This window comes from Ottowia thiooxydans DSM 14619 (assembly GCF_000422885.1).
GTDB lineage: Bacteria > Pseudomonadota > Gammaproteobacteria > Burkholderiales > Burkholderiaceae_C > Ottowia > Ottowia thiooxydans.
Map to the genome: position 1 here is coordinate 26,272 of NZ_KE383943.1, position 23,160 is coordinate 49,431.

32 protein-coding genes and 1 tRNA gene are annotated in these 23,160 nt (G+C 57.6%); 20 read left to right on the forward strand and 13 right to left on the reverse strand.

Features of this window, described 5'->3' with window-relative positions; translation table 11 throughout:
* Nucleotides 1-141 precede the first annotated feature (141 nt).
* Nucleotides 142-1,362 carry a trypsin-like serine peptidase gene (locus G518_RS37545; RefSeq protein ID WP_245598194.1) on the forward strand — a complete coding sequence of 407 codons (1,221 nt, stop codon included), beginning with the start codon at nt 142-144 and terminating at the stop codon, nt 1,360-1,362.
* A gap of 52 nt (nt 1,363-1,414) precedes the next feature.
* Here the strand turns inward: G518_RS37545 and G518_RS0129350 are convergent.
* Nucleotides 1,415-1,491: transfer RNA gene (locus G518_RS0129350), tRNA-Arg, on the reverse strand.
* A 317-nt stretch (nt 1,492-1,808) separates the two neighbouring features.
* Here G518_RS0129350 and G518_RS37550 point away from each other — a divergent pair.
* Both G518_RS37550 and G518_RS0129360 read left to right on the forward strand, forming a co-directional pair.
* Nucleotides 1,809-2,129 (forward strand): hypothetical protein, encoded by a 321-nt coding sequence (locus G518_RS37550; RefSeq protein WP_245598196.1) that lies wholly within the window; start codon nt 1,809-1,811, stop codon nt 2,127-2,129.
* A 159-nt stretch (nt 2,130-2,288) separates the two neighbouring features.
* Entirely contained in the window at nt 2,289-3,329 is a 1,041-nt protein-coding gene (locus G518_RS0129360) for a flagellar export protein FliJ (protein WP_245598198.1), read from the forward strand.
* A gap of 367 nt (nt 3,330-3,696) precedes the next feature.
* On the opposite strand, the gene G518_RS0129370 is transcribed toward G518_RS0129360, so the two are convergent.
* The 11 genes from G518_RS0129370 to G518_RS0129420 all read right to left on the reverse strand — a co-directional run bounded on the left by G518_RS0129370 (nt 3,697) and on the right by G518_RS0129420 (nt 9,025).
* Nucleotides 3,697-4,776 (reverse strand): tyrosine-type recombinase/integrase, encoded by a 1,080-nt coding sequence (locus G518_RS0129370; RefSeq protein WP_028605522.1) that lies wholly within the window; start codon nt 4,774-4,776, stop codon nt 3,697-3,699.
* Nucleotides 4,773-5,027 (reverse strand): hypothetical protein, encoded by a 255-nt coding sequence (locus G518_RS37555; protein WP_051237625.1) that lies wholly within the window; start codon nt 5,025-5,027, stop codon nt 4,773-4,775. Before G518_RS37555 ends, G518_RS0129370 begins: the two co-directional genes overlap by 4 nt.
* Nucleotides 5,027-5,500, reverse strand: coding sequence for a hypothetical protein (locus G518_RS0129380; RefSeq protein ID WP_028605523.1), 474 nt, complete (start codon nt 5,498-5,500; stop codon nt 5,027-5,029). The genes G518_RS37555 and G518_RS0129380 overlap by 1 nt, the downstream gene beginning before the upstream one ends.
* Nucleotides 5,493-5,885 (reverse strand): hypothetical protein, encoded by a 393-nt coding sequence (locus G518_RS0129385; RefSeq protein ID WP_028605524.1) that lies wholly within the window; start codon nt 5,883-5,885, stop codon nt 5,493-5,495. The genes G518_RS0129380 and G518_RS0129385 overlap by 8 nt, the downstream gene beginning before the upstream one ends.
* Entirely contained in the window at nt 5,882-6,235 is a 354-nt protein-coding gene (locus G518_RS0129390; protein WP_028605525.1) for a hypothetical protein, read from the reverse strand. Before G518_RS0129390 ends, G518_RS0129385 begins: the two co-directional genes overlap by 4 nt.
* Nucleotides 6,232-7,023 carry a hypothetical protein gene (locus G518_RS0129395; RefSeq protein WP_028605526.1) on the reverse strand — a complete coding sequence of 264 codons (792 nt, stop codon included), beginning with the start codon at nt 7,021-7,023 and terminating at the stop codon, nt 6,232-6,234. The genes G518_RS0129390 and G518_RS0129395 overlap by 4 nt, the downstream gene beginning before the upstream one ends.
* A 161-nt stretch (nt 7,024-7,184) precedes the next feature.
* On the reverse strand, nt 7,185-7,343 hold the full coding sequence (locus G518_RS40250; protein WP_156909594.1) for a hypothetical protein: 159 nt from the start codon (nt 7,341-7,343) through the stop codon (nt 7,185-7,187).
* Nucleotides 7,340-8,128, reverse strand: a complete 789-nt coding sequence (locus tag G518_RS0129405; RefSeq protein ID WP_028605527.1) for a hypothetical protein — start codon at nt 8,126-8,128, stop codon at nt 7,340-7,342. Before G518_RS0129405 ends, G518_RS40250 begins: the two co-directional genes overlap by 4 nt.
* Nucleotides 8,129-8,190: 62 nt before the next feature.
* Nucleotides 8,191-8,355: a hypothetical protein gene (locus G518_RS40255; protein WP_156909595.1), complete on the reverse strand. Its 165-nt coding sequence runs from the start codon at nt 8,353-8,355 to the stop codon at nt 8,191-8,193.
* Nucleotides 8,352-8,771 (reverse strand): hypothetical protein, encoded by a 420-nt coding sequence (locus tag G518_RS0129415; RefSeq protein ID WP_028605528.1) that lies wholly within the window; start codon nt 8,769-8,771, stop codon nt 8,352-8,354. The genes G518_RS40255 and G518_RS0129415 overlap by 4 nt, the downstream gene beginning before the upstream one ends.
* A gap of 35 nt (nt 8,772-8,806) precedes the next feature.
* Nucleotides 8,807-9,025: a hypothetical protein gene (locus G518_RS0129420; protein ID WP_028605529.1), complete on the reverse strand. Its 219-nt coding sequence runs from the start codon at nt 9,023-9,025 to the stop codon at nt 8,807-8,809.
* 102 nt (nt 9,026-9,127) lie between these two features.
* Here G518_RS0129420 and G518_RS37560 point away from each other — a divergent pair, with 102 nt between their 5' ends.
* The 4 genes from G518_RS37560 to G518_RS0129440 all read left to right on the forward strand — a co-directional run bounded on the left by G518_RS37560 (nt 9,128) and on the right by G518_RS0129440 (nt 10,874).
* A complete protein-coding gene (locus G518_RS37560) occupies nt 9,128-9,544 on the forward strand; it encodes an Arc family DNA-binding protein (protein ID WP_036596580.1) in 417 nt (138 codons plus the stop codon).
* Nucleotides 9,545-9,703: 159 nt separating this feature from the next.
* Nucleotides 9,704-10,279 (forward strand): hypothetical protein, encoded by a 576-nt coding sequence (locus tag G518_RS0129430; RefSeq protein ID WP_156909596.1) that lies wholly within the window; start codon nt 9,704-9,706, stop codon nt 10,277-10,279.
* Between the two features lie 89 nt (nt 10,280-10,368).
* A complete protein-coding gene (locus G518_RS0129435) occupies nt 10,369-10,620 on the forward strand; it encodes a helix-turn-helix transcriptional regulator (protein ID WP_036596582.1) in 252 nt (83 codons plus the stop codon).
* A complete protein-coding gene (locus G518_RS0129440) occupies nt 10,617-10,874 on the forward strand; it encodes a hypothetical protein (protein WP_028605532.1) in 258 nt (85 codons plus the stop codon). The genes G518_RS0129435 and G518_RS0129440 overlap by 4 nt, the downstream gene beginning before the upstream one ends.
* Nucleotides 10,875-11,026: 152 nt before the next feature.
* Here G518_RS0129440 and G518_RS0129445 read toward each other — a convergent pair whose 3' ends face one another.
* Nucleotides 11,027-11,218 (reverse strand): hypothetical protein, encoded by a 192-nt coding sequence (locus G518_RS0129445; protein ID WP_156909597.1) that lies wholly within the window; start codon nt 11,216-11,218, stop codon nt 11,027-11,029.
* Nucleotides 11,219-11,445: 227 nt separating this feature from the next.
* Between G518_RS0129445 and G518_RS41380 the strand changes: the two genes are divergently transcribed.
* From G518_RS41380 to G518_RS0129510, 13 genes are all read left to right on the forward strand, one after another.
* Nucleotides 11,446-11,577, forward strand: a complete 132-nt coding sequence (locus G518_RS41380; protein ID WP_281170573.1) for a hypothetical protein — start codon at nt 11,446-11,448, stop codon at nt 11,575-11,577.
* Nucleotides 11,574-11,867, forward strand: a complete 294-nt coding sequence (locus tag G518_RS0129455) for a hypothetical protein (RefSeq protein WP_028605534.1) — start codon at nt 11,574-11,576, stop codon at nt 11,865-11,867. The genes G518_RS41380 and G518_RS0129455 overlap by 4 nt, the downstream gene beginning before the upstream one ends.
* Nucleotides 11,867-12,502: a hypothetical protein gene (locus G518_RS0129460; protein WP_028605535.1), complete on the forward strand. Its 636-nt coding sequence runs from the start codon at nt 11,867-11,869 to the stop codon at nt 12,500-12,502. The genes G518_RS0129455 and G518_RS0129460 overlap by 1 nt, the downstream gene beginning before the upstream one ends.
* The gene (locus G518_RS38915; RefSeq protein WP_028605536.1) at nt 12,499-13,413 is read left to right on the forward strand and encodes a helix-turn-helix domain-containing protein; all 915 of its coding nucleotides are present in this window, start codon (nt 12,499-12,501) and stop codon (nt 13,411-13,413) included. The genes G518_RS0129460 and G518_RS38915 overlap by 4 nt, the downstream gene beginning before the upstream one ends.
* Complete coding sequence (locus G518_RS37570; RefSeq protein ID WP_036596584.1) at nt 13,410-15,209, forward strand: toprim domain-containing protein; 1,800 nt, start codon at nt 13,410-13,412, stop codon at nt 15,207-15,209. The genes G518_RS38915 and G518_RS37570 overlap by 4 nt, the downstream gene beginning before the upstream one ends.
* Complete coding sequence (locus G518_RS37575; RefSeq protein ID WP_036596585.1) at nt 15,184-15,372, forward strand: hypothetical protein; 189 nt, start codon at nt 15,184-15,186, stop codon at nt 15,370-15,372. The genes G518_RS37570 and G518_RS37575 overlap by 26 nt, the downstream gene beginning before the upstream one ends.
* Nucleotides 15,369-15,929: a hypothetical protein gene (locus G518_RS0129480; RefSeq protein ID WP_051237543.1), complete on the forward strand. Its 561-nt coding sequence runs from the start codon at nt 15,369-15,371 to the stop codon at nt 15,927-15,929. The genes G518_RS37575 and G518_RS0129480 overlap by 4 nt, the downstream gene beginning before the upstream one ends.
* 133 nt (nt 15,930-16,062) lie before the next feature.
* Nucleotides 16,063-17,277 carry an RES family NAD+ phosphorylase gene (locus G518_RS0129485; protein WP_028605538.1) on the forward strand — a complete coding sequence of 405 codons (1,215 nt, stop codon included), beginning with the start codon at nt 16,063-16,065 and terminating at the stop codon, nt 17,275-17,277.
* 119 nt (nt 17,278-17,396) lie between these two features.
* The gene (locus G518_RS38920) at nt 17,397-18,206 is read left to right on the forward strand and encodes a terminase small subunit (protein ID WP_051237544.1); all 810 of its coding nucleotides are present in this window, start codon (nt 17,397-17,399) and stop codon (nt 18,204-18,206) included.
* Nucleotides 18,206-19,786 (forward strand): terminase, encoded by a 1,581-nt coding sequence (locus G518_RS37585; RefSeq protein ID WP_245598200.1) that lies wholly within the window; start codon nt 18,206-18,208, stop codon nt 19,784-19,786. The genes G518_RS38920 and G518_RS37585 overlap by 1 nt, the downstream gene beginning before the upstream one ends.
* A 2-nt stretch (nt 19,787-19,788) precedes the next feature.
* Nucleotides 19,789-21,894: a portal protein gene (locus tag G518_RS0129500; RefSeq protein WP_028605539.1), complete on the forward strand. Its 2,106-nt coding sequence runs from the start codon at nt 19,789-19,791 to the stop codon at nt 21,892-21,894.
* A gap of 10 nt (nt 21,895-21,904) precedes the next feature.
* A complete protein-coding gene (locus tag G518_RS40260) occupies nt 21,905-22,081 on the forward strand; it encodes a hypothetical protein (protein WP_156909598.1) in 177 nt (58 codons plus the stop codon).
* A gap of 32 nt (nt 22,082-22,113) precedes the next feature.
* A complete protein-coding gene (locus G518_RS0129510) occupies nt 22,114-23,112 on the forward strand; it encodes a hypothetical protein (protein WP_028605540.1) in 999 nt (332 codons plus the stop codon).
* Nucleotides 23,113-23,160 lie beyond the last annotated feature (48 nt).

The window sequence follows — 23,160 nt, forward strand, 5'->3', positions numbered from 1 at the left end:
GCACCTGCACCTGCACCTGCAGCGGATCGAATCGAACCCTATGACCCGGGCAGCATCAAGGCGGCTGGCACGCCGACCTCGAGCCCGAACGCTATCGCTCCCGCCGCTCGCATAGTGAAGCTCGGTCCACTGGGAGCACCTTTGAGTCCCAAGGCCGCAAGCAACAAAGCTCTGGGTATCGCTCTGCAGATAGGCCAATCCCGGTCCGTGGCAGACACCGCGTCGGCCGCAGCCACATCTGCGCTGTTCCAATGGCAGATCACCACACGGGGCACGCAAGCGGCGGCGCTGCGTTTCGTGGCGGAAGGCGCTCGCGGCGTACGCCTAGGCGTGCTGATCGATGCGCTGCCTGAAGGTGCAGTGCTTCGGTTTTATGGGAAAAATGCGGCAGACGCCGTGGAAGTGTCTGCGCAACAACTGCGAGACACGGCCGGACGCAATGCCCTCGCCGGTGTTCCAGATGCTGAAGCGCGCACGTACTGGAGCCCGGAATTCGGCGGTTCCGAGACCACCCTGGAAGTTGAGATTCCTGCCACGACCCACGTTCAGAACGTGCGTATCGCGGTGCCGCGCCTTTCGCACTTTACGAGCTCGCCAGCGGAAGCTCAGGAGAAGGCCAGCCCCGTGCGCAAGGTGGGCGAGTCAGAGAGTTGCAACGTCAATGCCACGTGCGTTCCTGACTACCTTGACCAGAGCCGTGCTGTTGCACGTATGGTGTATGTGATCGCGGGGAATTCCTATCTGTGTTCGGGAACTCTGCTGAACGACTCAAAGTCCTCGGGTACGCCTTATTTCCTGACCGCACACCATTGCATCTCGGATCAGGCCGCAGCATCCACTCTCAATACTGACTGGTTCTACCGAGCCAATGCTTGTAATTCAAACGAGGTTAACTCCGCAACCAAACGCCTCTTGGGCGGCGCCACCTTGTTGTATTCAGCAACCGCGACCGACGTAGCGCTACTGAGGTTGAACGACGCACCCCCTGCAGGCATTGTCTATGCAGGGTCATACTTTGGTGGTGCACCCACCATAGGCTCCACCACCGCAGGGCTACATCACCCGAAGGGAGATCTGCAGAAGTTCAGTCTGGGCACCGTGCAGGGCAACGCCACTTGCGTGGGCGATGTAGATTGCACTCCCGCAGAAAGCGGCAGCTTCTTCGGACTGGGTTGGACGCAAGGCATCACCGAGCAGGGTAGTAGTGGATCGGCGGCGTTTCTTCAGTTGGACGGAAAACGCTACGTAGTCGGCCAATTGCTCGGAGGTGCATCCAGCTGTACGAGCCCCAGTGCCACAGATTATTACGGGCGCTTTGATGTGTCTTTCCGAAACGCTCTGCAGAAATGGCTTAGCCCGTGAGAGAAAGCTTGCGCCCATTGCGCGAACGGATGGGCGGCGTTTTATTGATCTTTGGCCAGCCAGGAGGGACTCGAACCCCCTACCCATGTCTTAGAAGGACATTGCTCTATCCAGATGAGCTACTGGCTGACACCCTTGATTCTAAGCGGGCGGAGGTGTGGGGGAAGGAGCGGGCGGGAAATTGATAACTGATACCTGCTGTGTGACAGAAAAATGTCAACTAAATGACGTAAAAATGATGCGGTAGATGGCGCGACATTTATCGGCTAGCATTCGGCCTCGTTGACATCCGTGTCTGGGCGGCATAAGCAGTCCAGGCCCACGATGTCTACCTATTCGTACCCGAATCCAGCATGACAGCTGTCAAGCATGGCGGCCCAAATCATCTGCATTGCCCAGGCGATGCGTGGGCTGTCGCGTGATTTTTCAACATCTATATTTCACCCATGCGCGCCATCAAAGAAGCCCGTAAATTTATCGAACGTAAGCCAGCAAACGCCGATGCCCAGACCTTGTCTCGCTTGGTGCTTGCGCTGGAATCAGAAGCGGATTTTCCGATCACTGATCTCTACTTGCTGGACCTCGATCAGTTCAAGCTAGCCCTCGAAATTCTTGACGAATGGCGTCTGGACCGCCATTACGCGAGCAAGTCACGCTTGTTTGATGTGTCCTCTCAGCTTGCAGCGCTCAAGTCCAACGCATCTGCGCCTGCTTCTGCTGCTCCCGCTCCCGCTGTTGAAGAAAAGGCCGCGAAGCAAGCCAACTGATTGGCACCTGCCCGTTAATCAGGCGGGCTACAAGGGGACAGGGTCTATGCATATTGGTATTGCATAAGGTCCCCAGGCGTACGCTCACGTTAGCTAAAGGCCTACAGAATTCCAAATTGTTGTGACGAGAATCAAATTTTCAGTCACACAGGAGTTCGCATGGTCACCGCGTACGTTGATTCAGAAATGCTGGGCCAGCGTGGCCCAGTCAGCATCGTTCCACCCAACACAGATAGTGCGGTCTCATGGGCCGCGATATTTGCAGGCGCCTTGGCGGCGGCAGTTTTATCGCTGCTGCTTTTCATGCTGGGCATTGGCCTGGGACTTTCATCGGTATCGGTGTGGTCCGGTAAGGGCGCAGATGGTGAAACTATTGGTTGGGCTGCAATCATCTGGCTTGCCTTCACGCAACTGGCCTCAGCTGGTGTGGGTGGATACATTGCGGGCCGGCTGAGAACCAAATGGCAGGGTGTCCACACTGACGAGGTTTACTTTCGCGACACCGCTCACGGATTCCTTGCCTGGGCTTTTGCAACTATCTTGATGGTCTCCGTCATGGGATCCGTTGCAGGCGCGGCCCTGACGGGTACGGTCAAGGCCGCAGGGGCAGTAGCTACTGGAGCCGCGACCGTGGCAGGAGGCGCTGCAGGGGCAGTGGCCGAGGCGTCAGGAGGCGTGCTTTCCAAGCTGGCCGATACCGTTGGAGCACCAACAGGCAAGGACGCAAATTCAGACTCTGGATTGCAATACGGGATCAGTGGGTTGATGCGTAGTTCGCCTTCCTCCGATCAGCAGAAACAAGACACAAGAGATGGCGCTCAGGCACAGACCGGCTCACGTACTTCCTCTTACGCCATGTCGAATACACGAGAGGTGGCGACTGTACTGGGACACGCTTTAAAGAGTGGTTCGCTTCCGAACGAGGACGCTCAGTACCTTGCTCAGTTGGTGTCACAAACCACAGGTATCTCCCCCGAAGAAGCGCAAGTCAGAGTGCAGAAAACATTTTCGCAACTCAAATCCCAACTTGATGCTGCCAAGCAGACCGCTAAAGAGGCTGAAGAGAAGGCAAAGCAGGCAGCTGAACAAGCGAGAAAAGCGACTGCTTATTCCATGCTGTGGATGTTTGTAGTGCTTCTGATGGGTGCTTTCGTGGGAAGCGTATCAGCCACATTGGGCGGTCGACAACGGGACGCTTGAGGGCTCCCCTCAACCTCATCTGTTTTACGAATATTTAGAAAGGCACTGAAATGAGATCAATCCTGCTTTGGCTAATTGGAGTTCCCATTCCAATCATCATTTTGATCGCACTGTTCTTCCGTTGAGCTAACCATATCGCTCAGGTAGAAATCGCTGGCACCAACGAAAATGCCGATAGCCTCAAAAGAGACTATCGGCACTACGTTTTTTTGGTCGGAGCGGCGGGATTCGAACTCGCGACCCTCTGCTCCCAAAGCAGACTTGATCCAATTACAAATCAATCACTTAGGTGGAAATTGTCTAACCACTGGGTCAAAGAATAAGTGCTGTTTCTCACTCTGAGGGGAGATGTGTGGTTAGACAGAAATCAGCGGGTAGCCGACACTCTGCGGGCTTTCTTTTGACGCACATAGTCTGCTGTCTGGCTTTGCGTGGAATGGCCGCCCATTCGTTGCGCTTCACCGATTCCACCACGTTCGTCGAGGTCGGTTAATGCCTTGGCGCGGAGATCATGGAAGTGAGCATTCGTCACGCCAGCCCGCGTCCTTGCGCGCGTCCAAGCGGTTGAGGCGCCATCGTATGTGTACGGCTGGCCATCCAACCTAGTGAAGACGAAGCGCGTGCTCACCGGCTTTGCTTTCTCCTTCTTGCCAGGGATCGGCGGCGGGTTCTTCAAGCGGTCGACCAGCGCACGCAACCGGGGAGTCCACTGGATAAGAATCCGCACACCTGTACTCTGCTCCGTCTTGCTGGGTTCGAAGAGGATCCCATCGGGTTGCATGGCGGACCATTCCAGCCTTAGCAGGTCGCCAATCCGTTGACCTGTCAGATAAGCCATGTCGATCAAGCCGCAGAGAGTGAAGCCCGCGCGGGTGCGCAGACCATCGTCTCCCCGCATCGCTGCTGCCTTGATTCTGCGTAACTCTGAATCGGTGATGTATCGCTGGCGAGCCTTGGTGCTCATCGTGGGCACGGAATCGACCGGGTTAGTGCCAGGCGATCGGAAGTCCTTTGACTCGGCGTAGCGTAGCCGCTCGCGTAACGCGGTGCGATAGGCGTTGTAGCTGCGCGGCCTGGATAGGTAGGGCTTTAGAAAATTGATCACGTCTGATGGGCGAATGTCTCGTGCCCGGTACTCTTGGAACACGCGCGCAATCATCGCGTTGTGGGTGCGGTCGTTGGCCTGAGTCTTGGCCTTGTGTCGGCTTCCGATCTCAATCATCCAGTTGTCCACCAATTTAGGCATCAGGTCGTCGTCAGCGCTGCTGGCTGCAGCCAACTTCGATAGTGCCAGGTACATCGCCGGCAAGCCTTCGCTTATGGCACACAGTCGGATCCATTTCCGCTTGGTGCCCTCGGCGAGCACGCGGTAGTAGGCGCCATGCTTCTCGAACACGCCAGCCGGCAGCGCTGCGCGTTTCTTCCGTGGAGGAGGCTGATGTTTCATCCGTAGTGACTGTGCATCTTCGGTCGGCGTTCCGAGTTCTCGGCGTACTTCGTGGCTCCGCCGGAGCACACGGCTTCGTAGTGCGCTCGCTCCAGCAGTATGTTCCCGGCGCGCGATCGGCGCGCGCGAAAGAATCCCTGCAGGTGGAGCTCGGACAATTGTTCTGCTGGGCGAACATAGCCTCCGGTGACAGCACGGATCTCTTCCTCACGCAGCAGCAGGTCGTCCACAGCAACACTATCGGCTTCCATCATTTCCCTCTTTCCGACGTACCACGCACCTGGGGGTGTCGATCCAGCGCTTTTACTTCGGCCAATTCCTCGCGGACGTGACTGAGTTCGGCAGTCAGCACCTTCACCTTGGCCCTGGCTTCGGCCAGACTCTCATACGGAATGGAAGACTTGCCGTCGCGCGCCAGAACCTTGGGGATGGCATCACCTGCGATAACGCCCGTGTGTTCCCTGAGGGCCGCATGTGTTTCGCCGATGCGCTGAATCAGCTTGGCGTTGTTCTGGTCGACCGTACCCGCAACGACTTTGACCTGCAGGTACAAGAGCTCATTGAGCAACTCAATGTGCTTCTCATACCACGCGGAGACATCAACCACATCCGGCACCTGGTTCAATTTCGCGCTGGCATCGGTGGCTTGCTGTTCCTGCTGGGCTTTCTGCTTGAGCATTCGTGCAATCAGGCCGCCGGGCTTCGGTATGGGAAGGCTATGCATGGCGGAGGTTCTCCATTCCGGCTTTGAGACGGCTTTCGGCCATACCGATAAGACTGCCACATGCGTTCAATATGAGACTTTCTTCGTGGCGGCCGAAGACATCGAGGATCCCGGTGGCCTGCTCCAGGCCTCGCAACACGCCCCAGCAATCGTCGTAGGACGGCTGTATGTGAAAGCGTTCGAGATCATTGGCCGCTGAGCCGATGATGAACATTACCCCCCATAGACCATTGGTCCTGAAGTCCGTATTGCAGCCTTCAATTTCGGCGCGCAGAACGGCTTCGGCTTCACACACCCGGCCCCAGGCGTCTGTGGCGAATGTGTCGGTACTCAGCAGCGGAGTTTTTATCCCGAGAGCCTTGAGTTTTTCGGCAACGGCGTTCATGTTGCAACCCCTTTGGGCACGGGATTTACGCGAGCCTTTGGCAGATCTTTCGGTGTGCTGACATCGGTATCTCGGGCGAGGCCGTCGTCGTCATCTTCCAATGGCTCGATTTCGGTATCGCACAACACAATCGTCGAACTGAGGCCTGTTATCGCGGGATTGCCTATCCTCGACCAATGGATCGGCGCACCAAGCGAAGTTACCACCCAAGGGTATATGGCTTTTGGCCACTCAGCATCACTGATCTTCTCGCCGGGTCGATAGGCTCGTACTACGAGCACGATCTTTCCCTTGTCGACTCTACCGACGATGATCCTTGCTCGCTGTCCGGGCTTGCAGCGGCGGGTCATTGGCACTCTCCTTGGAGAATCGACACGTCGATCTTGGTAAGCGTTGCGAACTGTCTTTCGAAGGCTGGGTCGGCGGCCCTGATGAGTGCCCGGTAGCCGCTAATGAGCTTCTCGTGCCGTTCGGCGTCAAAGATGACATTGGCACTCATCACAGCCTCTGTAATGGCATCGATGACCAGCATGATTGAATCCACGCCACTCGATTCAAATCGATAGCCATGCCACTCTTCGGGCTGGTCGGACTTATTGAAAATGGAACCTAACGTGCGCCTCGCTCGCTCAAGAAGCGACAGTCGATACTCTTGCTCGGTTTTGTATATCCCTTGGAGTTCACGCTTAGCCCGTTCTGCTGCCTCTTTTCGTTCCGCAGCTTGCTTGCCTTCGGCTTCCGCCCTTTGCAGATCCGCCCATTCGCGCCGCTGTTTTTCCTTCCGCATCTTCCGAGTTTCAGGGGACACCCCGATGCAAACGCATGGAACCGCGTGATAGAGTTGGACTGCAAGATATGCTTCATCTTTCTTGCATTTGTTCCTCATGCGCTTGCCGTGTGACCAGGAAATGGACAGCTTCCCCGGCTCAGGAAGCTGATCTCGCCGTACTAAACCGGCAGCTATCAGGTCTTCCAGAGGACCCGAGTACACATCAACATCAACCCTTTCGAACCTCTCTATACGCGCTGGTAGCGGCCTTTCTTCGTGAATGGGACGTGGCATTGAAGTAGTCGTCTCTGTATCAAGCGGAGCAGTGGCTGGTGTATTGATGGCGGTGATTCCGGTACATTTCGTCATGGTCTAAGTTCTCCTGGTTGAGGGTTTTGGATCTAGAGGCCCCGATGCAATCTCACCTGCTCGGGGCTTCGCTTTATCTGAAGAGCGAGGTCAGCATGGCGACCATCACTCCACCATCCTGGGCCAGCGACGCAGGCGTTTGAGCACCCGGCTATGGGGCATCACACGGCCAGCGTGCCGGACAGGTTCCGTACGACGATGTAGTCGAAGCCTCCGGCCGTTGCGGGGCCACTGAGGCCGGCGGCGGGCTGCTGAACGTCTGGCTTGCGGGCATACAGCGACAAGGCGCGATCGGTAAGTTGCTGGAGGTCGGTGCTCATGCCCATCCCCCAGCGATCAGATTGCGGATGATGGCCGGGCTTTCCGTGCGGTCAGTGGCCTCGCGCTCTTCCAAGTGGTCGAGCACGGATAGAGCCTCTTCTCTTGTGCGTGGTTTGATATGGGCGAGACGACGGAAGCAGAAGTCTTCGTACTCTTGAAACTCGGGGCAATGGTCTCCCGCGTTTTCTAAGCTCGCCTGGCGAAATTGATGCAGCTCACTTGAGTACTCTTGGGCATGCAGGCAATCGGCCAAGGTCGTAGGTATCAATTCCGGGAGCTTCATGAAGCGTTGATCGGCCTTCGCGGAGTCGTAACCCCAAAGGGCGCCTTTCTTCTTACCGAGACCCTTTAAAGCGGTCTTACAGGCTGCCTCGGCCGGTGTCTCGTCGAACAACTGGTCCACCGAGCCGAACCGAGATATGGCTTCATGTGATCGGGTTTGGCGTTTGATGACTCGTTCGGCAAGACTTTCCAGATCGGCAAAACCGAAGGTCATCAGCACGGCACCGAAGTGGTTATTGGAAACACGAGCCACGTGTTTCGTGTATCGATCCTCCAGTTCATTGACAGGAGTCTTGATCTTCTTGAAGGCCTCCAGCGCCTTCTCGATCAACACCGGATGCGCGGTCTTGATGCAGTCGCGAAGCCAGAGCAGGGCGTCCAACTCACGGTCGCCAGTCTCGTTCTTGGGCGCGGGCGTCTCCGGTACCGTCAGCGATGTGCTGGCGCTTTCCCTAACCTGTGGCAGGGTGAAAAGCGCGCGGAATGCTTGGTTGTCTTGCATGGGTTCTGTGTGGTGGTGAAGTAGATGGTTTTGCAATCCGCTCATGTCGGATTGACCGAGGGTCAGACGCGCTCGTATCCGGCGCTCCTGGATTGAGCGCGGCGGTGGTGGGTGGCCAGGCGGCTGCGCCAAGCCAGAGCGGCAGCCCAGCGAAGCGACGTGGACATGCTGGCGCCTCCGCGGCGACGCATGGCAGTGAGGCGGGCAAAGATGGCGAGATGCTTCATACCGCCAATCCGCAGGGAGTGGATTGAGTCGGCGGCTGAGCTGCTAGGACTCCATTTATGGCTCGGCGCACTCGCATAGCGTGTTCCCGGCCGACGCTGTGAGCCATAGCCATCAGACCCGCTTCCAGCGCTTCTAGGGTGGCCGGGCCAGCAGGCTCAAGTTCTACGAGGGCCGAGGAAGGCTTCGACGGCGGGAGCGCCCTCGAATGAATGCGGCCGCTTTCAGCTTGGGTATCGCACCAGTCGGCAAGCGTGCGGGCTTGGTCTGCCCATTCCTGAGCCAAAGTGGCCGTAGTACGTAAGTTGCACGCGGCTGCGGGCCAGCGCTCGCCGACGATCGCGTTCTGCGCCAGTACACAGCGATGGCTGTGTTGGTTAGGAGCGGCTTCGAGCAGAGTAGTGAGGTCAGTGGTCATTGTTGTCTCTCATCTCCGAGGCAGTTGCTGATCTGCTATGCGCGCCAGTCGGGCACGGGAGGTTCAACGTAGCCTGAGCCCGCTTCGTTTTTCCCTGCCTGCTGCAGAGCGCGTGCGTATGCGTCTTCAAGGATCTTGTTGGCGATCCATCCCTGAGAGCGTTCTTGAGCTTTGGCTTCTTGCTCAATCCATTGTTTGATCTCGGCCCGAATTCTGTGCTGGATCAGACCGGGGCGCTGAACAACTTGGTTCATGTTGAATCCTTAATTGACCTTAAATTGAAGGCATGATGTAATGTATCAAGCCTTTAAATTAAAGGCAATTGTTGACTTCAATTTAGGGTCTATCATGTTTGCATGGCTACCTCCTATCAAGACGACTACCTCAAGACGGCACTCCGCTTGCCCCGTGACTTACACGCGCGCATTCTCGAATCTGCGACGACATCGAGTCGGTCAATGAATGCTGAGATCGTGGCCAGATTGCAGGCATCAATTGCTGAAGCAGGCCAACCTGTGCAGACCGGGATAGGGTCGGGACCGATACAGGACGACCTGCTGAATGCTGTGCTAACGCTAAGTGCGTTGCGGGCCGAAAAGGGTGTCTATGAACTACGGCTTGACCTGGCGTCCGCGACGAAACGCCAGATCACAGGGCTGGAAGAAATGGCGCAGCGCTTGACCGCGATCAACGGAGAGATCGCGCGATGCGAGCTGTTCATTGAGCGGTTCAAGAACGCTGCAGTGAAGCCTGCTACCCAACTCGATAAGTAACCGGTTAAAAATGAGCCAGTCCTAGGTCGATCCCCGAAGACCTGTTTCCCCAACGGGCTGGGCTGGCGCCACCATCAGGGGCATGCGTGAAAGGGCGCTATGCAGGATTGGGTCAGAGATCTCTTTGAAAGGCCTGAGGGCCCCATCCCAAAGGATGGAGTGACCAAGCAAGTGCTTGCGCCTGAATGGGCCGCGCAACTCTTGATGGAATATGCAAGGGGAAGGGAGCGTCATAAGCAAGAGTTGCTTGCGGGGGGCTATGGTCACGATGAACTGTTGGACCAGTGTGCGGGGCTGCTTCAACTTGTGGACTTGCAAAAGAATCGCCTGAATTCTTTTGTCGAGTTACTGGGCCAATGGCAGTCCAGCAACCACGAGTCGGTTGAACTTATCGGGCATACCGCGTCACTGATAGAGGAGATGCAATCTGTGATGCCCTTTATAAAAGCCCAGCTTGCCTTGCGCGTGGAAGGGGAGAAGGCAGACGCACTGAGGAGAGAGCTCTTGGCCAGAGCAGGGTCAAAAGGTGCCGCCACAAAAAATAAGAAAGCAACAGAGCTTAAATATTGGGCTCTACGAGAGGCAGAGTCCATGCATGACTCTCACGCTGCCATTGCACGTAAGTTATCGGCTCGAGTTCCCATTCATCTTGCCAATGCTTCGGTAAATCCTGAGCGTCTCATATACGACGCATTGCGTTCTGAGAAGAACAGAATTCCGCGCCAAGCCGGCTAGGCGTAACGGCTGCCCGGCCACACGTAGCGGCTAGCCAGCCGCACGTAATTTCTAGAGAAATTTGCCGACACCATGCACCACATTCCTTCATGTGGTGCCAAGTGCAAACATTCCAATCTCCTCACCACCGCCGCGTCTATCAAGGCGTTGAGACGGTTCAGATTCCCGAAGCTCTGCTCAAGATCCAGACGGTTGTCGCTGTCACGGGCCTGAGCGAGTCGTCAATTCGCAGGCGCATCGCCGCAGGCACGTTCCCGGCTCCCGTCCGTGACGGCAGACAATGCACCCGCTGGGTCGCGGCGAAAGTCCAGAACTGGCTCCATGTTCGAGGTGAGCAATGAGCCCAGCGACGGTACCCGCCGCACCCATTCCCCGCTCTGCTCTGGTGGCCAGTGGCTCATCCAATGAGCTGATCCGCGACCTGCGTGCCATTGCTATGTCGGTTGCAACCGATTGGGCGCGCTCGATGTGCTTGGCGTCGCCTCTTTGTGACCATGAGGACTTTGGCAAGAAGGTGGCGCAGGTGTACCTTGCCACTCTACGTAAGCTCGAAGCCAATTTCGGGCCGGAAGAGAAGCGGGATTGGGAGCGATAAGTGGCGGAGCAATCGAAAACCATCGTATTGCTTGCAGGTACGCCACTACGCGACGAGAACATGGGTTCCGTACTCCGCTCCGATGCAACCATCACCTGTGATGAACGAGATGAGTGGTTGCTGTGCGCAGCGCTGAACCTGCCGAGCGCAGTTCAAAGATTGAGTTCGCTCGATAGCCAGTCCGTTGAGCGTTTGTCCAAGCCAGACCAGGCTGCTTCTTTGCCCGTGATGTCGACCACGAAAAGTTCGTCGTTGGGGAGTCGAGAAACTTGCGCAACCAGTCGTGTACTTGCCCTGGAGAGTGTGGCGTTACCACGATCCAGGTTGTCGTCAACTTGCGCCAATAGGTTGGAAAGGTTGCAATGATGGCATCGCGAACCCTCCCCCATTTATCCGACGGCGAGTCTTTGTTCAAGTCGTATGTGAACAAGATCCTGTTCATGTCTGCCCCTTCCGTTGATGGTTGCTTCAGAAACACCATCGTATTGCGGGAGAGGGCCGGCACCCCATGCGCCGGACGCCAGTACAAAAACTGTGTAGTACGGCGCAAAGGAAGCCGAGAGGTGATTGCATGAGCGGGACAACTGTTGAAGAACTGCGCCAGCAGCTCGCCGCAGCCCAAACCGAGGTTGATCGACTGCGTGAAGCATTGGAGAAAGCCGAATGGCTGCGGGCTTACGACGGAGTGCCGGAGGCAGCATGAGCGCTCCTACATGGCAGCAACTGCGTGACACCCGTTGGATGGTGATGGATGTCAGCACACTGCAGCTCGCCGTCTATCCGACCGAGACTTGCACGGTGGCCCTAATGAGTCAGGCTCCAGGAGTCGAGCAGCCTCAAATACTGTGGGTCAGCCCGGAAGATGTTCCGCTGCTTGTGGAGCGGCTGCAGCAGGCTCAGCGGCTCGCTGAAGAAGGCCGTGAGAGCCGCATGCAAGCTGAGTCTGTGCAAGCAGCCTTCGACCTCATCGAACGCATGAGGAGGCGCGACTGATGGACCCGATACAGCCACTCATCGAGGCATTGAACCTTAAGCCCACGGGCAGGCATCGCGTGGCTATGGTGCTGGCGCAAATGCATGACCTGGAAGGCGGTTACATGCAGGCAAGCATGCTGGAAATCGCGAGTTGTGCGGAGCTTTCTAAAGCCCAGGCGCGCAAACACGTGCACGCGCTTACCGACGAGGGTGTTCTTCGTGTGTTGGCCAATGCTCACGGCGGCACTCCGGGAGAAGCTCCGCGATATGAATTTGTCCGCGAGCGCATTTCTCAGCTCTTGGCATCCGTGCCGGATTTGTTTCGGGAGTCTCCACTGCTCACGGGTCCGACTCACCACTTCGTTTCCGAAGGGCGCGCCCGCATGGTGGCGGAACTAGTGGGAAGACCTGGCCAGCGGTGCGTTCAGTTTTACCGCGAGGCCGAAGAAGGGCTGCGGGACTACGGCTCGGTGTCTCTTGCTGACCTTTTGAAGCCATGGCGGCTAGATGGCCAATGGGATGCGGTGACGCACCCTCTGGTTGATCTGGAAGACGACTATTCCGAGGAAATTTTTCCGGGCGAATTTGAGAAATTGCAACAGTGGGCCCAGGCGGCCGCGTTGGGGCGGATGGAAAGTGTGGTGGAAGTATGAGCATCGCGATTCTCAATCAGTGTTGGCCTATGAAGATGCCACCGACCGCTAAGTCGGTACTGATAGCTCTCGCGGATCAGGCCAATGACGACGGCCATTGCTGGCCTAGCATTGAAACCATCGCGGAGAGGACGTGCTTGCATCGGGCAACGGTCATTGAAGCACTTCAGTGGCTTGAGTTGGCTCGTGCTGTTGATGCCAATCGAGCTAATGGCCGAAAAACCACCTACCGAGTTACGCCAGGGTTCTTCGATGCGACGGTGCCATTTAAGTCCCGGCGCTCAACCAGTCGGGCAGAACGACAGGTTGAGGATCAAAACCAGTCGGGCAAACCTACCGGTCGGGCAGAACGACCGGTCGGGCAAAACGACCTAACCAGTCGGGCAGAACGACCCCACCCGTCGGGCAAAACGACTGGACCAGTCGGGCAAAACGACACTAACCACCAAGAACCACCAATTAACCATCAAGAACCACCAGTACTCAAGAATTCGCGATCGAGGAAATCGAATGCCGGACTGCCGGATGGTTTCCCGGAATTTTGGGATCAGTACCCGCGGAAGGTGGACAAGTCTGATGCGGCGAAGTCCTGGTCAAAGAAGCTGCTGCATGAGGACCTCGATCTGCGGGCAGAGGTGATGGTCGCTCTCGCCCAGCAAAAGAAATCGGATCAGTGGGCCAAGGACGCCGGGAAGTTCATTCCGCATCCGACGACTTGGCTGAACAAGGAGCGCTGGACTTCCAACATTGGAGCTCCGGGTAGCGATGCCGGGTCTAGCGCCGGAAACTGGTGGAGCGCCGCTGGATTCCCTAACGTCTACGAAGCGGAAAACGAGCGTTGCTATCAACACAACGCCCACGAATTCCGTGAGGGCAAACGGTTGCCTGCGAAGGCTGTGGAGCTCGCATGAACGCCAAGGAGTTGAGTGCAGCGCTGGCCAAAGAGGCCACTAACATCGCCGAATTCTTGCTCCCTCAGGGCAAGAGAGCCAGTCGGGAGTGGAAGATCGGGAGCGCAAACGGCGAACCCGGCACGAGCCTATCGGTGTGTTTGTCCGGCGCCAAGGCTGGCGTGTGGAAAGACTTCGCCAAGGATGAGGGAGGAGATCTGCTGGATCTCTGGATGGCGGTTCGTGGATGCTCGCTGGTGGAAGCGATTGCCGAGGCCAAGCAGCGGCTGGGCATTCGCGATCACATGCCAGAACGAGAGCGCAAGGTCTATACACGGCCAGGCAAGCCCCAATGCCAAGCAGCCAAGGCTGGTGTGCTCGACTGGTTGAAGGGCCGTGGTCTGAACGCAGAAACCATTGCGGGATTCAAGATCGCGGAGCAGCTGCAGAGCGGTAAGACTTATGCCGTCTTTCCTTTTGTGCGAGACGGGGAGGTGGTCAACCTCAAATATCGCAACGTCGCAGAAAAGCGTGACATGCGCCAGGAGAGGGATGCCGAACCGTGCCTTTTCGGGTGGCACCTGATCGATCCCAAGACCCGGCAGGTGGCTATCACCGAGGGCGAGATCGATGCCATGAGCCTGCATCAGGTGGGCATCCCTGCGCTATCGGTCAATGCCGGCGCTGGCAATCACCAGTGGATCGAGAACGACTGGAGCCGACTGGAGCGCTTTGACGACATCTTGGTGTTCTTCGATTGCGATGAGGCGGGAGAGAAAGGCGCACGAGAAGTCATTCAGCGGCTTGGTTCAGAACGTTGCCGCCGGGTGCGGTTCGAAAACGGTGTCAAGGATGCGAACGAATTCCTGATGAAGGGGGCTGAACGCTACGACTTCGACAGCTTGATCCAGCAAGCGCGCCCGCTCGATCCAGAAGAATTGCGGTCGGCCGCGGACTTCATTCCTAGCGTCCTCTCCCTCTTTTACCCGGATCACGATGCTCCCCGAGATCCTGTGCTGCGCATTGACAAGGATCTGGATTGGTTTGAGTTTCGCCATGGGGAGGTCACCATTTGGACGGGAATCAACGGGCACGGAAAGAGCCTGCTGCTGTCCCAGGTACAGATCGGTCTGATGGCTCAGGGCGAGGTGTTCGTGGTGTTCTCGGGTGAAATGAAACCCGCCGTCCTGCTCAAGCGCGGCATCAAGCAAGCGACAGGCGTTGATCGTCCCACCAGAGCCTACATTCAGGCAGCCGGTGAATGGATGCGTGATCGCTACTGGATCTTCGACCTGGTAGGTTCTTCAAAGCTTGACCGGTTATTGGAAGTTTTCACCTACGCTCACAGGCGCTATGGCGCCACGCACTTTGTCATCGACAGCCTGATGATGACGGATGTCCCGGAGGATGGCCCTGGTTCGCTGACGCAGCAGAAAGAGGCCATGCGCAAGATCTGTGCTTTCGCGCGTGGCATGAATGTGCACGTCCATCTGGTCGCTCACCCACGTAAGGCGCGCGATGAGTCTCACGCCCCCAGCAAAATGGATGTCGCTGGCAGCAGCAAGCTCACAGACGGCGCAGACAACGTGTTCTCCGTCTGGCGTGCACAGAAGGACGATGCGAAGCCGGACGAGGGAGAGCCGGATGCCAAGCTGGAATTGCAAAAGCAACGCAACGGCGACATTCAAAACAAATCGATCAGCCTCTGGTTCGACCGAGCCAGCATGCAGTTTCGAACGCAGCAGCGGGCCTATCCGCTTCGCTATGTCGAATTTCAAGGAGAGGTGGAGTATGTCCGCACTGCCGAAGCCAACTGAACCCATTCCTTCCGCGCGTGACCTTGTCGTGGCTGCTATGCGTGCGAGTGATCGTTGGAGTGACAACGCGGCCGCACGCGAACAGATGCGCCAGGAGTGTCATGAAGTCCTTCCCCACCACCGAGCCGAGTTGATCAAACACTTTGAGGACCAGTACCAATGAGCTCTGCAATCACTTCCATGACCGATTCGCCTATAGCCGCACCGGCCGACGCCGAGTTGAGGGGAAAAAAATCTCCGACGGCGCTGGAGTACGAGCCACCGGCGCTGATAAAAAGGGCGACACCCGCCCAAGCCAAGGCAACGCGCCAGCTAATCTGGGAGGCTATCAACGACTTGTTCAACCAAGACCAGGTTGTCTCCAGGGAGGCGATTCGGGAGGCTACAGGCTTGACGATGTCCAAAGTCGACGACAACGTTTCCAGGCTGATTGAAGACGAGCAAATCCGCCGCGTAAAAAATGGCGTTTTCGTGCCCATTCCTCGCTATGACCCGCCTCGCCCGGTCTACGGCACGATGACCACCGACGGCTTTTTCGTTCTGGAGATCGGAGATCAGGTCATTACGATGCAGCCGCGTGAGGCACGGCAGGCAGGAGCTTTACTGGCAGGCCAATTCGTCCAGTTCTCCAATATCCAGAGCGGCCACGACGCCAATTACCTGGTGAACGTTGTGTGGGAAGAACTGAAGCGGCTCAAGCGCGATCTGGGCGAAAGCTGAGGCCATCGCGAGGTGACGCCACCGGGCAACAGAAATAGTGGCAAGCGCGCGTTAGAAATGCGTGTTGGTCGAGGGGGCGATTTCTTGAACAAGAGAACAATGGATGCAAGCCGGGTCGATTTAATATCGCCCTATGCTCGAATCATTCATTTGCCAGAACTGCGTTGCAGACAAGTACCTCCGCGCGGAAATCATTTCGCGCGGAGACCCGGTACCCGATTGTCCCATCTGCAAAAGGGGGGGCGGTCTGGCGCTTTCTACTGATGATGAGCTTCTCGCGCGCATTGTGCGTGCTTTGATTCGCCTTAACTTCTCTGAATGGGATTACAACACCCACTTGGGAGGGATGCAGCTGAGAAAACTGGTTTTCTCGAGCAAACTAATTTTTGACTATCCAGAGGACGCGGACGAATCAGCATTTGATGCGGCTTTCCAACAGATAGAGGGAATGGGCGGTTGGTACCCACAGTCTGATGAGGAAATTTCTCTCGGGGGCGGGTACTGGGATGGTCGAGTCCTCTTTGGATTGCGCGCGGAGCGAGACCGGGCTGTTGAAAACCTGGTAAATGCTTCGCTTCAACGAAACTGGCATGAGATTGAACCTGAGGCGCGACAGCTCATCCGCTCGTTAAAGAACGACATCACGCTAAAACTGAACGCTGGGCAAAAGTACTATCGTGGCCGTATTGGAGTCCACTCGCGCCTTAAAAAGGTCTTTTGCAACCCGTCCGAGTTTCCGTTTACCTACTTGCCTTACAGCGGAAAAGATATTGGCCACCCACCAATGCTGCACGCCTCAGAAGGTAGGTTTAATCGCACTCGCGTTTCGATCCTCTATCTTGCCTCCGATCGAGAAACCGCTGTCGCCGAGTTGCGACCGCATCCGGGCCACCTGATCTCCACTGCATCATTTCGACTAGAGCGAGACATGGTGGTTGCCAACTTCGGGGATTTAGACATTCGAAAATTTCTACATGACGACCGACTAAGAGAACTACGCACCATCCTGTCTTTGGCGGACATCTTGAATGTTCCAGTACAGCCCGAGCATCGATTTCTATATGCGGCCACACAGCTGATCGCAGATGCGGTCCGTGCGGAGGGGTACAACGGCTTGATATTTAATAGTAGCGTGGCGTTTGGATTCAACCTCGTATGCTTCGATCCCAATGATTGCACCGTCATTGCGTCAAGCGAGGAGATACACGAGGTGCGATCGTTGGCCTATGAGCTTAGCGCTGTGCCAGCCTTGCAGCAGGATGAAGACGAATCCGATTACATAAAAGACGAAGACAGCCCATTAGCAACTTTGCTGCATGGGGTCTCCCTACGCGCGGCACCTCGTTAGTGCAACCGCCCATCCGTATGACAGCATCGAGGGGCTGTGTTGCGGTGACATGTAGCAATGGGTTGAACATCCCCCCGTAGGGTTTCCATGGTTTCCAAGTTTCCGGAACCATCCGGTCCGTGGAAACCAAACCTGTCGCCAGTGATTCCGTTCCCGACGAACTGGAAACCTCGCCGTCCAAAGTGGATTGGGCGACGATCGAGCACGCCTACACAACCACTACTGAATCAGCGCGGGAGATTGCACGCGCCCACGGAGTAACGCACTCCGCAGTCGCCAAGAGAGCGAAGAAGGGTAAATGGAACCGGCCGGAGAAGGAGAAGCCGGTTTCCAGAGAGATCGAGAAGCTGGAACCACGGCAACAGAAATTCGTTCAGCAATACCTCCAAGAACCAAACGCAACCAAGGCTGCGATCAAGGCTGGATACAGCTCCAAATGCGCCGGTGAGATAGGTAGCGAGAACCTCAAGAAACCTCACATCAAGGAAGCCATCGAGGCCGAGCGGGACAAGACTGCTCGGAAACTCAATCTCAGCCGCGAGCGCGTCATGGCCGAGTACACCAAGCTTGCGTTCTTCGACATGCGCCAGGCCTATCACGAAGGCGGTGAACTGAAGCTCCCTCACGAGCTGGACGAAGATACTGCCGCCGCCATCGTGGGTTTTGAGACGGTTGAAGAGAAGAGTCACGGCCAGAAAGCGCTGCCGCTCGCCGTTCGCAAGGTTCGTTGGACCGATAAATTGGGCGCGCTTAACTCAATCATGAAGGCCCAGGGGTGGAATAAAGACGTTGGCACCTCCGAGAACCCATTGGTGATCCGCAACTTCACTGCGACTGAGCGCGCTGTGCGCATGTCTCGAGCGTTGCAGAGTAATCCCGAACTGATGGCGGCCTTGATGGTTATTGCCAGTCCGAAGGCGGTCGAATGATGCGCGCCCCGCCATCGGTTGCTGAACTCCTTGAGCGCATGCAGGCCATGCCGCCGGAGCAGGCTGCAGCCATCGACGCCTTGCTCTCGGATATTGACCCAGTCATATGGGTGCCCCAAGATGGGCCCCAGCGTCAAGCCTACGAGTCCGAAGCAGACATCCTGTTCTACGGTGGTGCGGCTGGCGGTGGGAAAACAGAGATTCTCCTTGGACTGTCCTTAACTGCCCAGGAGCGCAGCATCATCTTTCGCCGGGAAGCTGTCCAGCTCATCGGCTTGGAAGAGCGCATGACCGAGATCCTCGGCTCGCGGAACGGATACAACGGTCAGGATCATGTCTGGCGTTTGCCGGGCAAGCGCGTATTGGAACTAGGGAGCGTGAAAGAGCCTGGCGACTGGACCAAGTACCAGGGCCGGCCGCACGACTTCAAGGGCTTCGATGAGGTTTGCCACTTCACGGAAGGTCAGTTTCGCGCCCTGATCGGCTGGATGCGCACCGATAACCCCGATGTGCGCCAGCGCGTGGTGTGTGCCGGCAATCCTCCCACGGATGCCACTGGTGAATGGGTGAAGCGGTACTGGGCACCTTGGCTCGACCCCCATCACCCGAATCCGGCCAAGTCCGGAGAGCTACGCTGGTTCGTCACGAACGAAAAGGGCGACGATCAGGAAGTGCCAGGGCCTGATCCCGTCATGGTGGGCAGCGAGCTTATGCAGCCCAAGAGTCGTACCTTCATTCCTTCGCGAGTGGATGACAACCTTTTCCTCATGTCCACCGGCTACAAGGCGCAGCTTCAGACCCTGCCAGAGCCATTGCGTTCGCAGATGCTGCGTGGCGACTTCAATGCCGGCGTGTCAGATCCCGTGTGGCAGCTCATTCCCACCGAGTGGGTGAAGGCTGCGCAGGCGCGTTGGAAGGAGCCAGAGAAGAAACCGCAGATGACTGCGATCGGCTTCGACCCATCGCGCGGTGGTCGTGACAAGTCCTCGGCAGCACGCAGGCATGGCAACTGGTTCGACAAACTGATGACGGCACCAGGCGTGATTACCAAGGACGGGCCAACCGCCGCGGGCTTCGTGACGCCATTGGTGCGTGACGGTGCTCCTATCGCGGTCGACAGTATCGGTATCGGTTCCAGCGCCTTGGACTTCCTCGTCGGCCTGGGTCTGAATGTGCACCCCGTGGTGGGTTCAGAAGCCAGCAGCCTGATGGACAAGGCCGGGCAGCTCCATTTCCGCAACAAGCGGGCCGAGATGTACTGGCGGCTGCGTGAAGCACTCGATCCAACTCACACCGATCCGATCGCGCTCCCTCCTGACACCGAGCTGCTGGGAGACCTGACAGCACCTCGATACAAGGTCGTGACGATGGGCAAGGGCGCCGCGATCCAGATCAACAGCAAGGACGAGATCCGCGAGATTCTCGGCCGTAGCCCGGACAAGGGCGACAGCGTGGCCATGACGTTCGTGGCGGACCTTCCGACTCCTCGTGCTAAGCCGCGTAAGCGCAGCTTGCAGGATCGGCTATCACAGCTTTCCTCTCCCCGTGGCGGTGGCCACTGGGATCAATCCACCGCATGATCATGACCAGTACCGCACTTCTTACCATAGGCGACGAGCCCGCGCGCGACAACTGGGCACGCTACCAGTACGCTAAGGATCGAGGTCACCTGGACTATTTGCCTCACGCCGCTCGTTGTGAGGACATGTACATGGGTGGTGGCCGTCAATGGACGCCTGAGGCCAAGAGTGTGATGCAGCAGGAGCGCAGGCCCTGCTATGAGTTCAACGAGATCAAGCCGAGCATCAACGCAGCCATTGGCTACCAGATCCACAACCGCATGGACATCGCGTTCAAGCCGCGCGGCGGCGATGCTGATCTGAACCGGGCCACGATTCTCTCCAAGGTGGCCATGCAGGTGGTGGACATGTGCAACCTGCATTGGCACGAGACGCAAGTATTCAGCGATGGCGTGATCCAGCAGCGCGGTTACTACGACGTGCGGGTGAGCTTCGATAACAACATCAAGGGCGAGATCGTGGTGAGCGACCTCGATCCGATGGACGTGATCCCTGATCCAGACGCCAAGAGCTACGACCCGGACGACTGGGGCGATGTGCTAATTACCCGCTGGCTGACTCCCGATGAGATTGCCCAGCTCTATGGTCAAAAGGCGCGCAAGAAGGCTGAGGAGAGCAACGATGCGGGCGTGGACTTCGGCGAACTAGACGACGAGGAGGCACGCAGTAAGTTTGCCAGCCGCGACAACATTGGCGCCTTCGACGCTTGTGTCACCAAGGAAGATGGCCTGCAGCGCTATCGGATCATCGATCGCCAGCGCTTCGTTTACGAGCTGACACCTTGCATTGTGTGGCCGACGACTGGCGACGTGCGCACTGAGTCAGCGCTAGCGTCGGACTCCATAGACGACGCGATCGCCCAGGGTGCGGTACGAGCCAAGCGCATGCGACGCAGGGTGAAATGGACGGTAACCACCCTCACCGCCACGCTGTTCGACGACTACAGTCCCTACGAGCACTTCACCGTGGTGCCGTACTTTGCTTACTTCCGTCGTGGCAAGACAGGCGGGATGGTTGATGACGCCATTGGCCCACAGGAAGCGCTGAACAAGGCTGTGAGCCAGTACGTTCATGTGGTCAACACGGCTGCTAATAGCGGCTGGATCGTGGAAGAGGACTCCCTCACCAACATGACGGTGGACGAGTTGGAGCGGGTGGGCGCACGCACTGGGCTGGTGATTGAGTTCAAGAAGGGCAGCGCGGCACCTCAGAAGATCCAACCCAACCAAGTGCCCACCGGCGTGGACCGGATCATCGATCGAGCGGACAAGGCCCTGAAGGATGTGACGGTCCCAGAGGCTATGCGCGGGCAGCAAGGCCCAGAAGTCTCAGGCATTGCCATCCAGGCCAAGCAGTTCGCCAGCCAGCAGCAACTGGCTGTTCCTTTGGACAACTTGGCCTACACGCGTCGTCTGTTGGCCAAGCGCGTCCTCAAGCTGATCCAGACCTACTACGACAGCCACCGCATCTTCCGTATCACTGAGACGGATCCTATGACGGGCAAGCAGGTGGAGGACACCTTGGAGATCAACAAGTTCGATCCAGCCACCGGAAGCTACGTCAACGACGTCACGATCGGAACCTATGACGTGGTGATTTCTGAGCAGCCCATGCAGGTCACCTTCCAGAACAGTCAGTTCCAGCAAGCGCTAGAAATGCGCAAGTCGGGCATCAGCATTCCTGACCAGCAGGTTATCCGTTACTCCAACCTGGCGGACAAGCACGAGATTCTGGCCAGCATGCAGGGCAACCAGCCACCTGCAGACCCGACGCTCGATGCACGCGTAAGACTGATTGACGCCCAGGCACGCAAGACAGACGCGCAGGCCACTGACGTGGTCGTGAAAACCCAGTACAGCGCAGCGCAGACCGCCCAGGTGCTGCAGCTCACACCCGGCACTGCACCGATCGCCGATGGACTGTTGCGATCTGCTGGCGCGGTGGACCACGACGCCGCGCCCATCGTGCCCCAGCCGTCAGGAAATGCGTCGGCTTTGGATATGCCCCAAAACACCGATCCGCTGACCCCGGCTAGTCCGGCCCAGGGTCAAGCGATCGGAATTGAAACCCCCGGGCCCGATGGTGTCCGGGATACCACCCCACTTTGAAGAGGACGACATGACCAAGACCAATGGCATCGGAATGGACAAGGACTGGCAGGCCGAGAGCGACATGCGCGCCCTGGCTGCAGCAGAGGAAATCCGCAAGGACCCCAAGCGCCTGAAGGCGGCGTTGGCCAAGGCGAAAGAAAAGATCAGCGAGTTGCAGAAGCTGCAGCCGACAGACAAGAAGTAACTACACCTTAGACCACTAAAGGAAGCAACACTATGAACCCCCTGCTCAAGAACTTACTGGCTCGATACATGGCGCCCGCGGGCGATGACGGCGCCGATACCGGCGGCACCAACACCGGCGACAGCGATGCGGTGGTTCTGGACGACGATGATTTGTACATGGCTCGTTCTGAGGAAGAGCGCCGCCGCCTGCGTGGAGACACCGCTACAGATGAACCCAACGCTGATACGCTTGCGGCGCTGGTGGCCTCTGGCGATCAATCTGCCCAGCAGGTAGGGCAGGCGCCTGACGGTGGCGGCGTCGAACCGGATGACGCAACCGGAGAGAGAAGCGGTGGAGGGATACCTCGGGCGCGCTTCAACGAGGTCAACGATCGACGCAAGGCCCTGGAAGCCCAGGTTGAGGAACTGCAAGCTCAGCTTGCCGCAGGAAATTCCGGAACAACTCCTTCGTCTGTCGCTCAGACTTCGAGAATTGGCCTTCAGGAGGCGGAGGAGCAGTACGCACAACTCATGCTGGATGGCGATGCCAAGGCTGCGGCCGCTCTGCGCATGCAGATCAATGCTGCCGTCGAGCAAGAGACCTTTGAGCGCTTCAGGGCTGCTAACGCTGGCGAACGAGAGCAGGCCAAGGCGCAGGCTACCGTTGAGCAGTTGCTCGGTGAGTTCCCCTGGTTGGACGAGCCCGAAGGCGCAGAGGCTATGGAGTTGATAGAAGCTTCGGTGACTCTGAAGATGGGCCGGGGCGCGTCCCGAGCCCAAGCAATTTCCGAAGCCGTGATGTCCATTGCCCCTCGCTTCGCACCAGGGTATCCCCTGTCTAGGGTTCGCCAGGACACCCCAGTATCTGGTGATATACGGGCTGCGCGTGCCAATGAACGCGGCGCGGCGCACTCCCTGCTGCAGCCAGCACTTCCTCAGGCGGGCATGGGCAATAGGGCCACGCCTGTGAGAGTGGATACCTCGAAGCTCAGCGACGAGGAGTACATGGCCCTTCCAGAGGCAGAGCGCAAGAAAGCGCGCGGCGACTGATGGCAGCACGGGCCGGCAAAGGACTCATCCACCTTGTCGGCCGAAGGA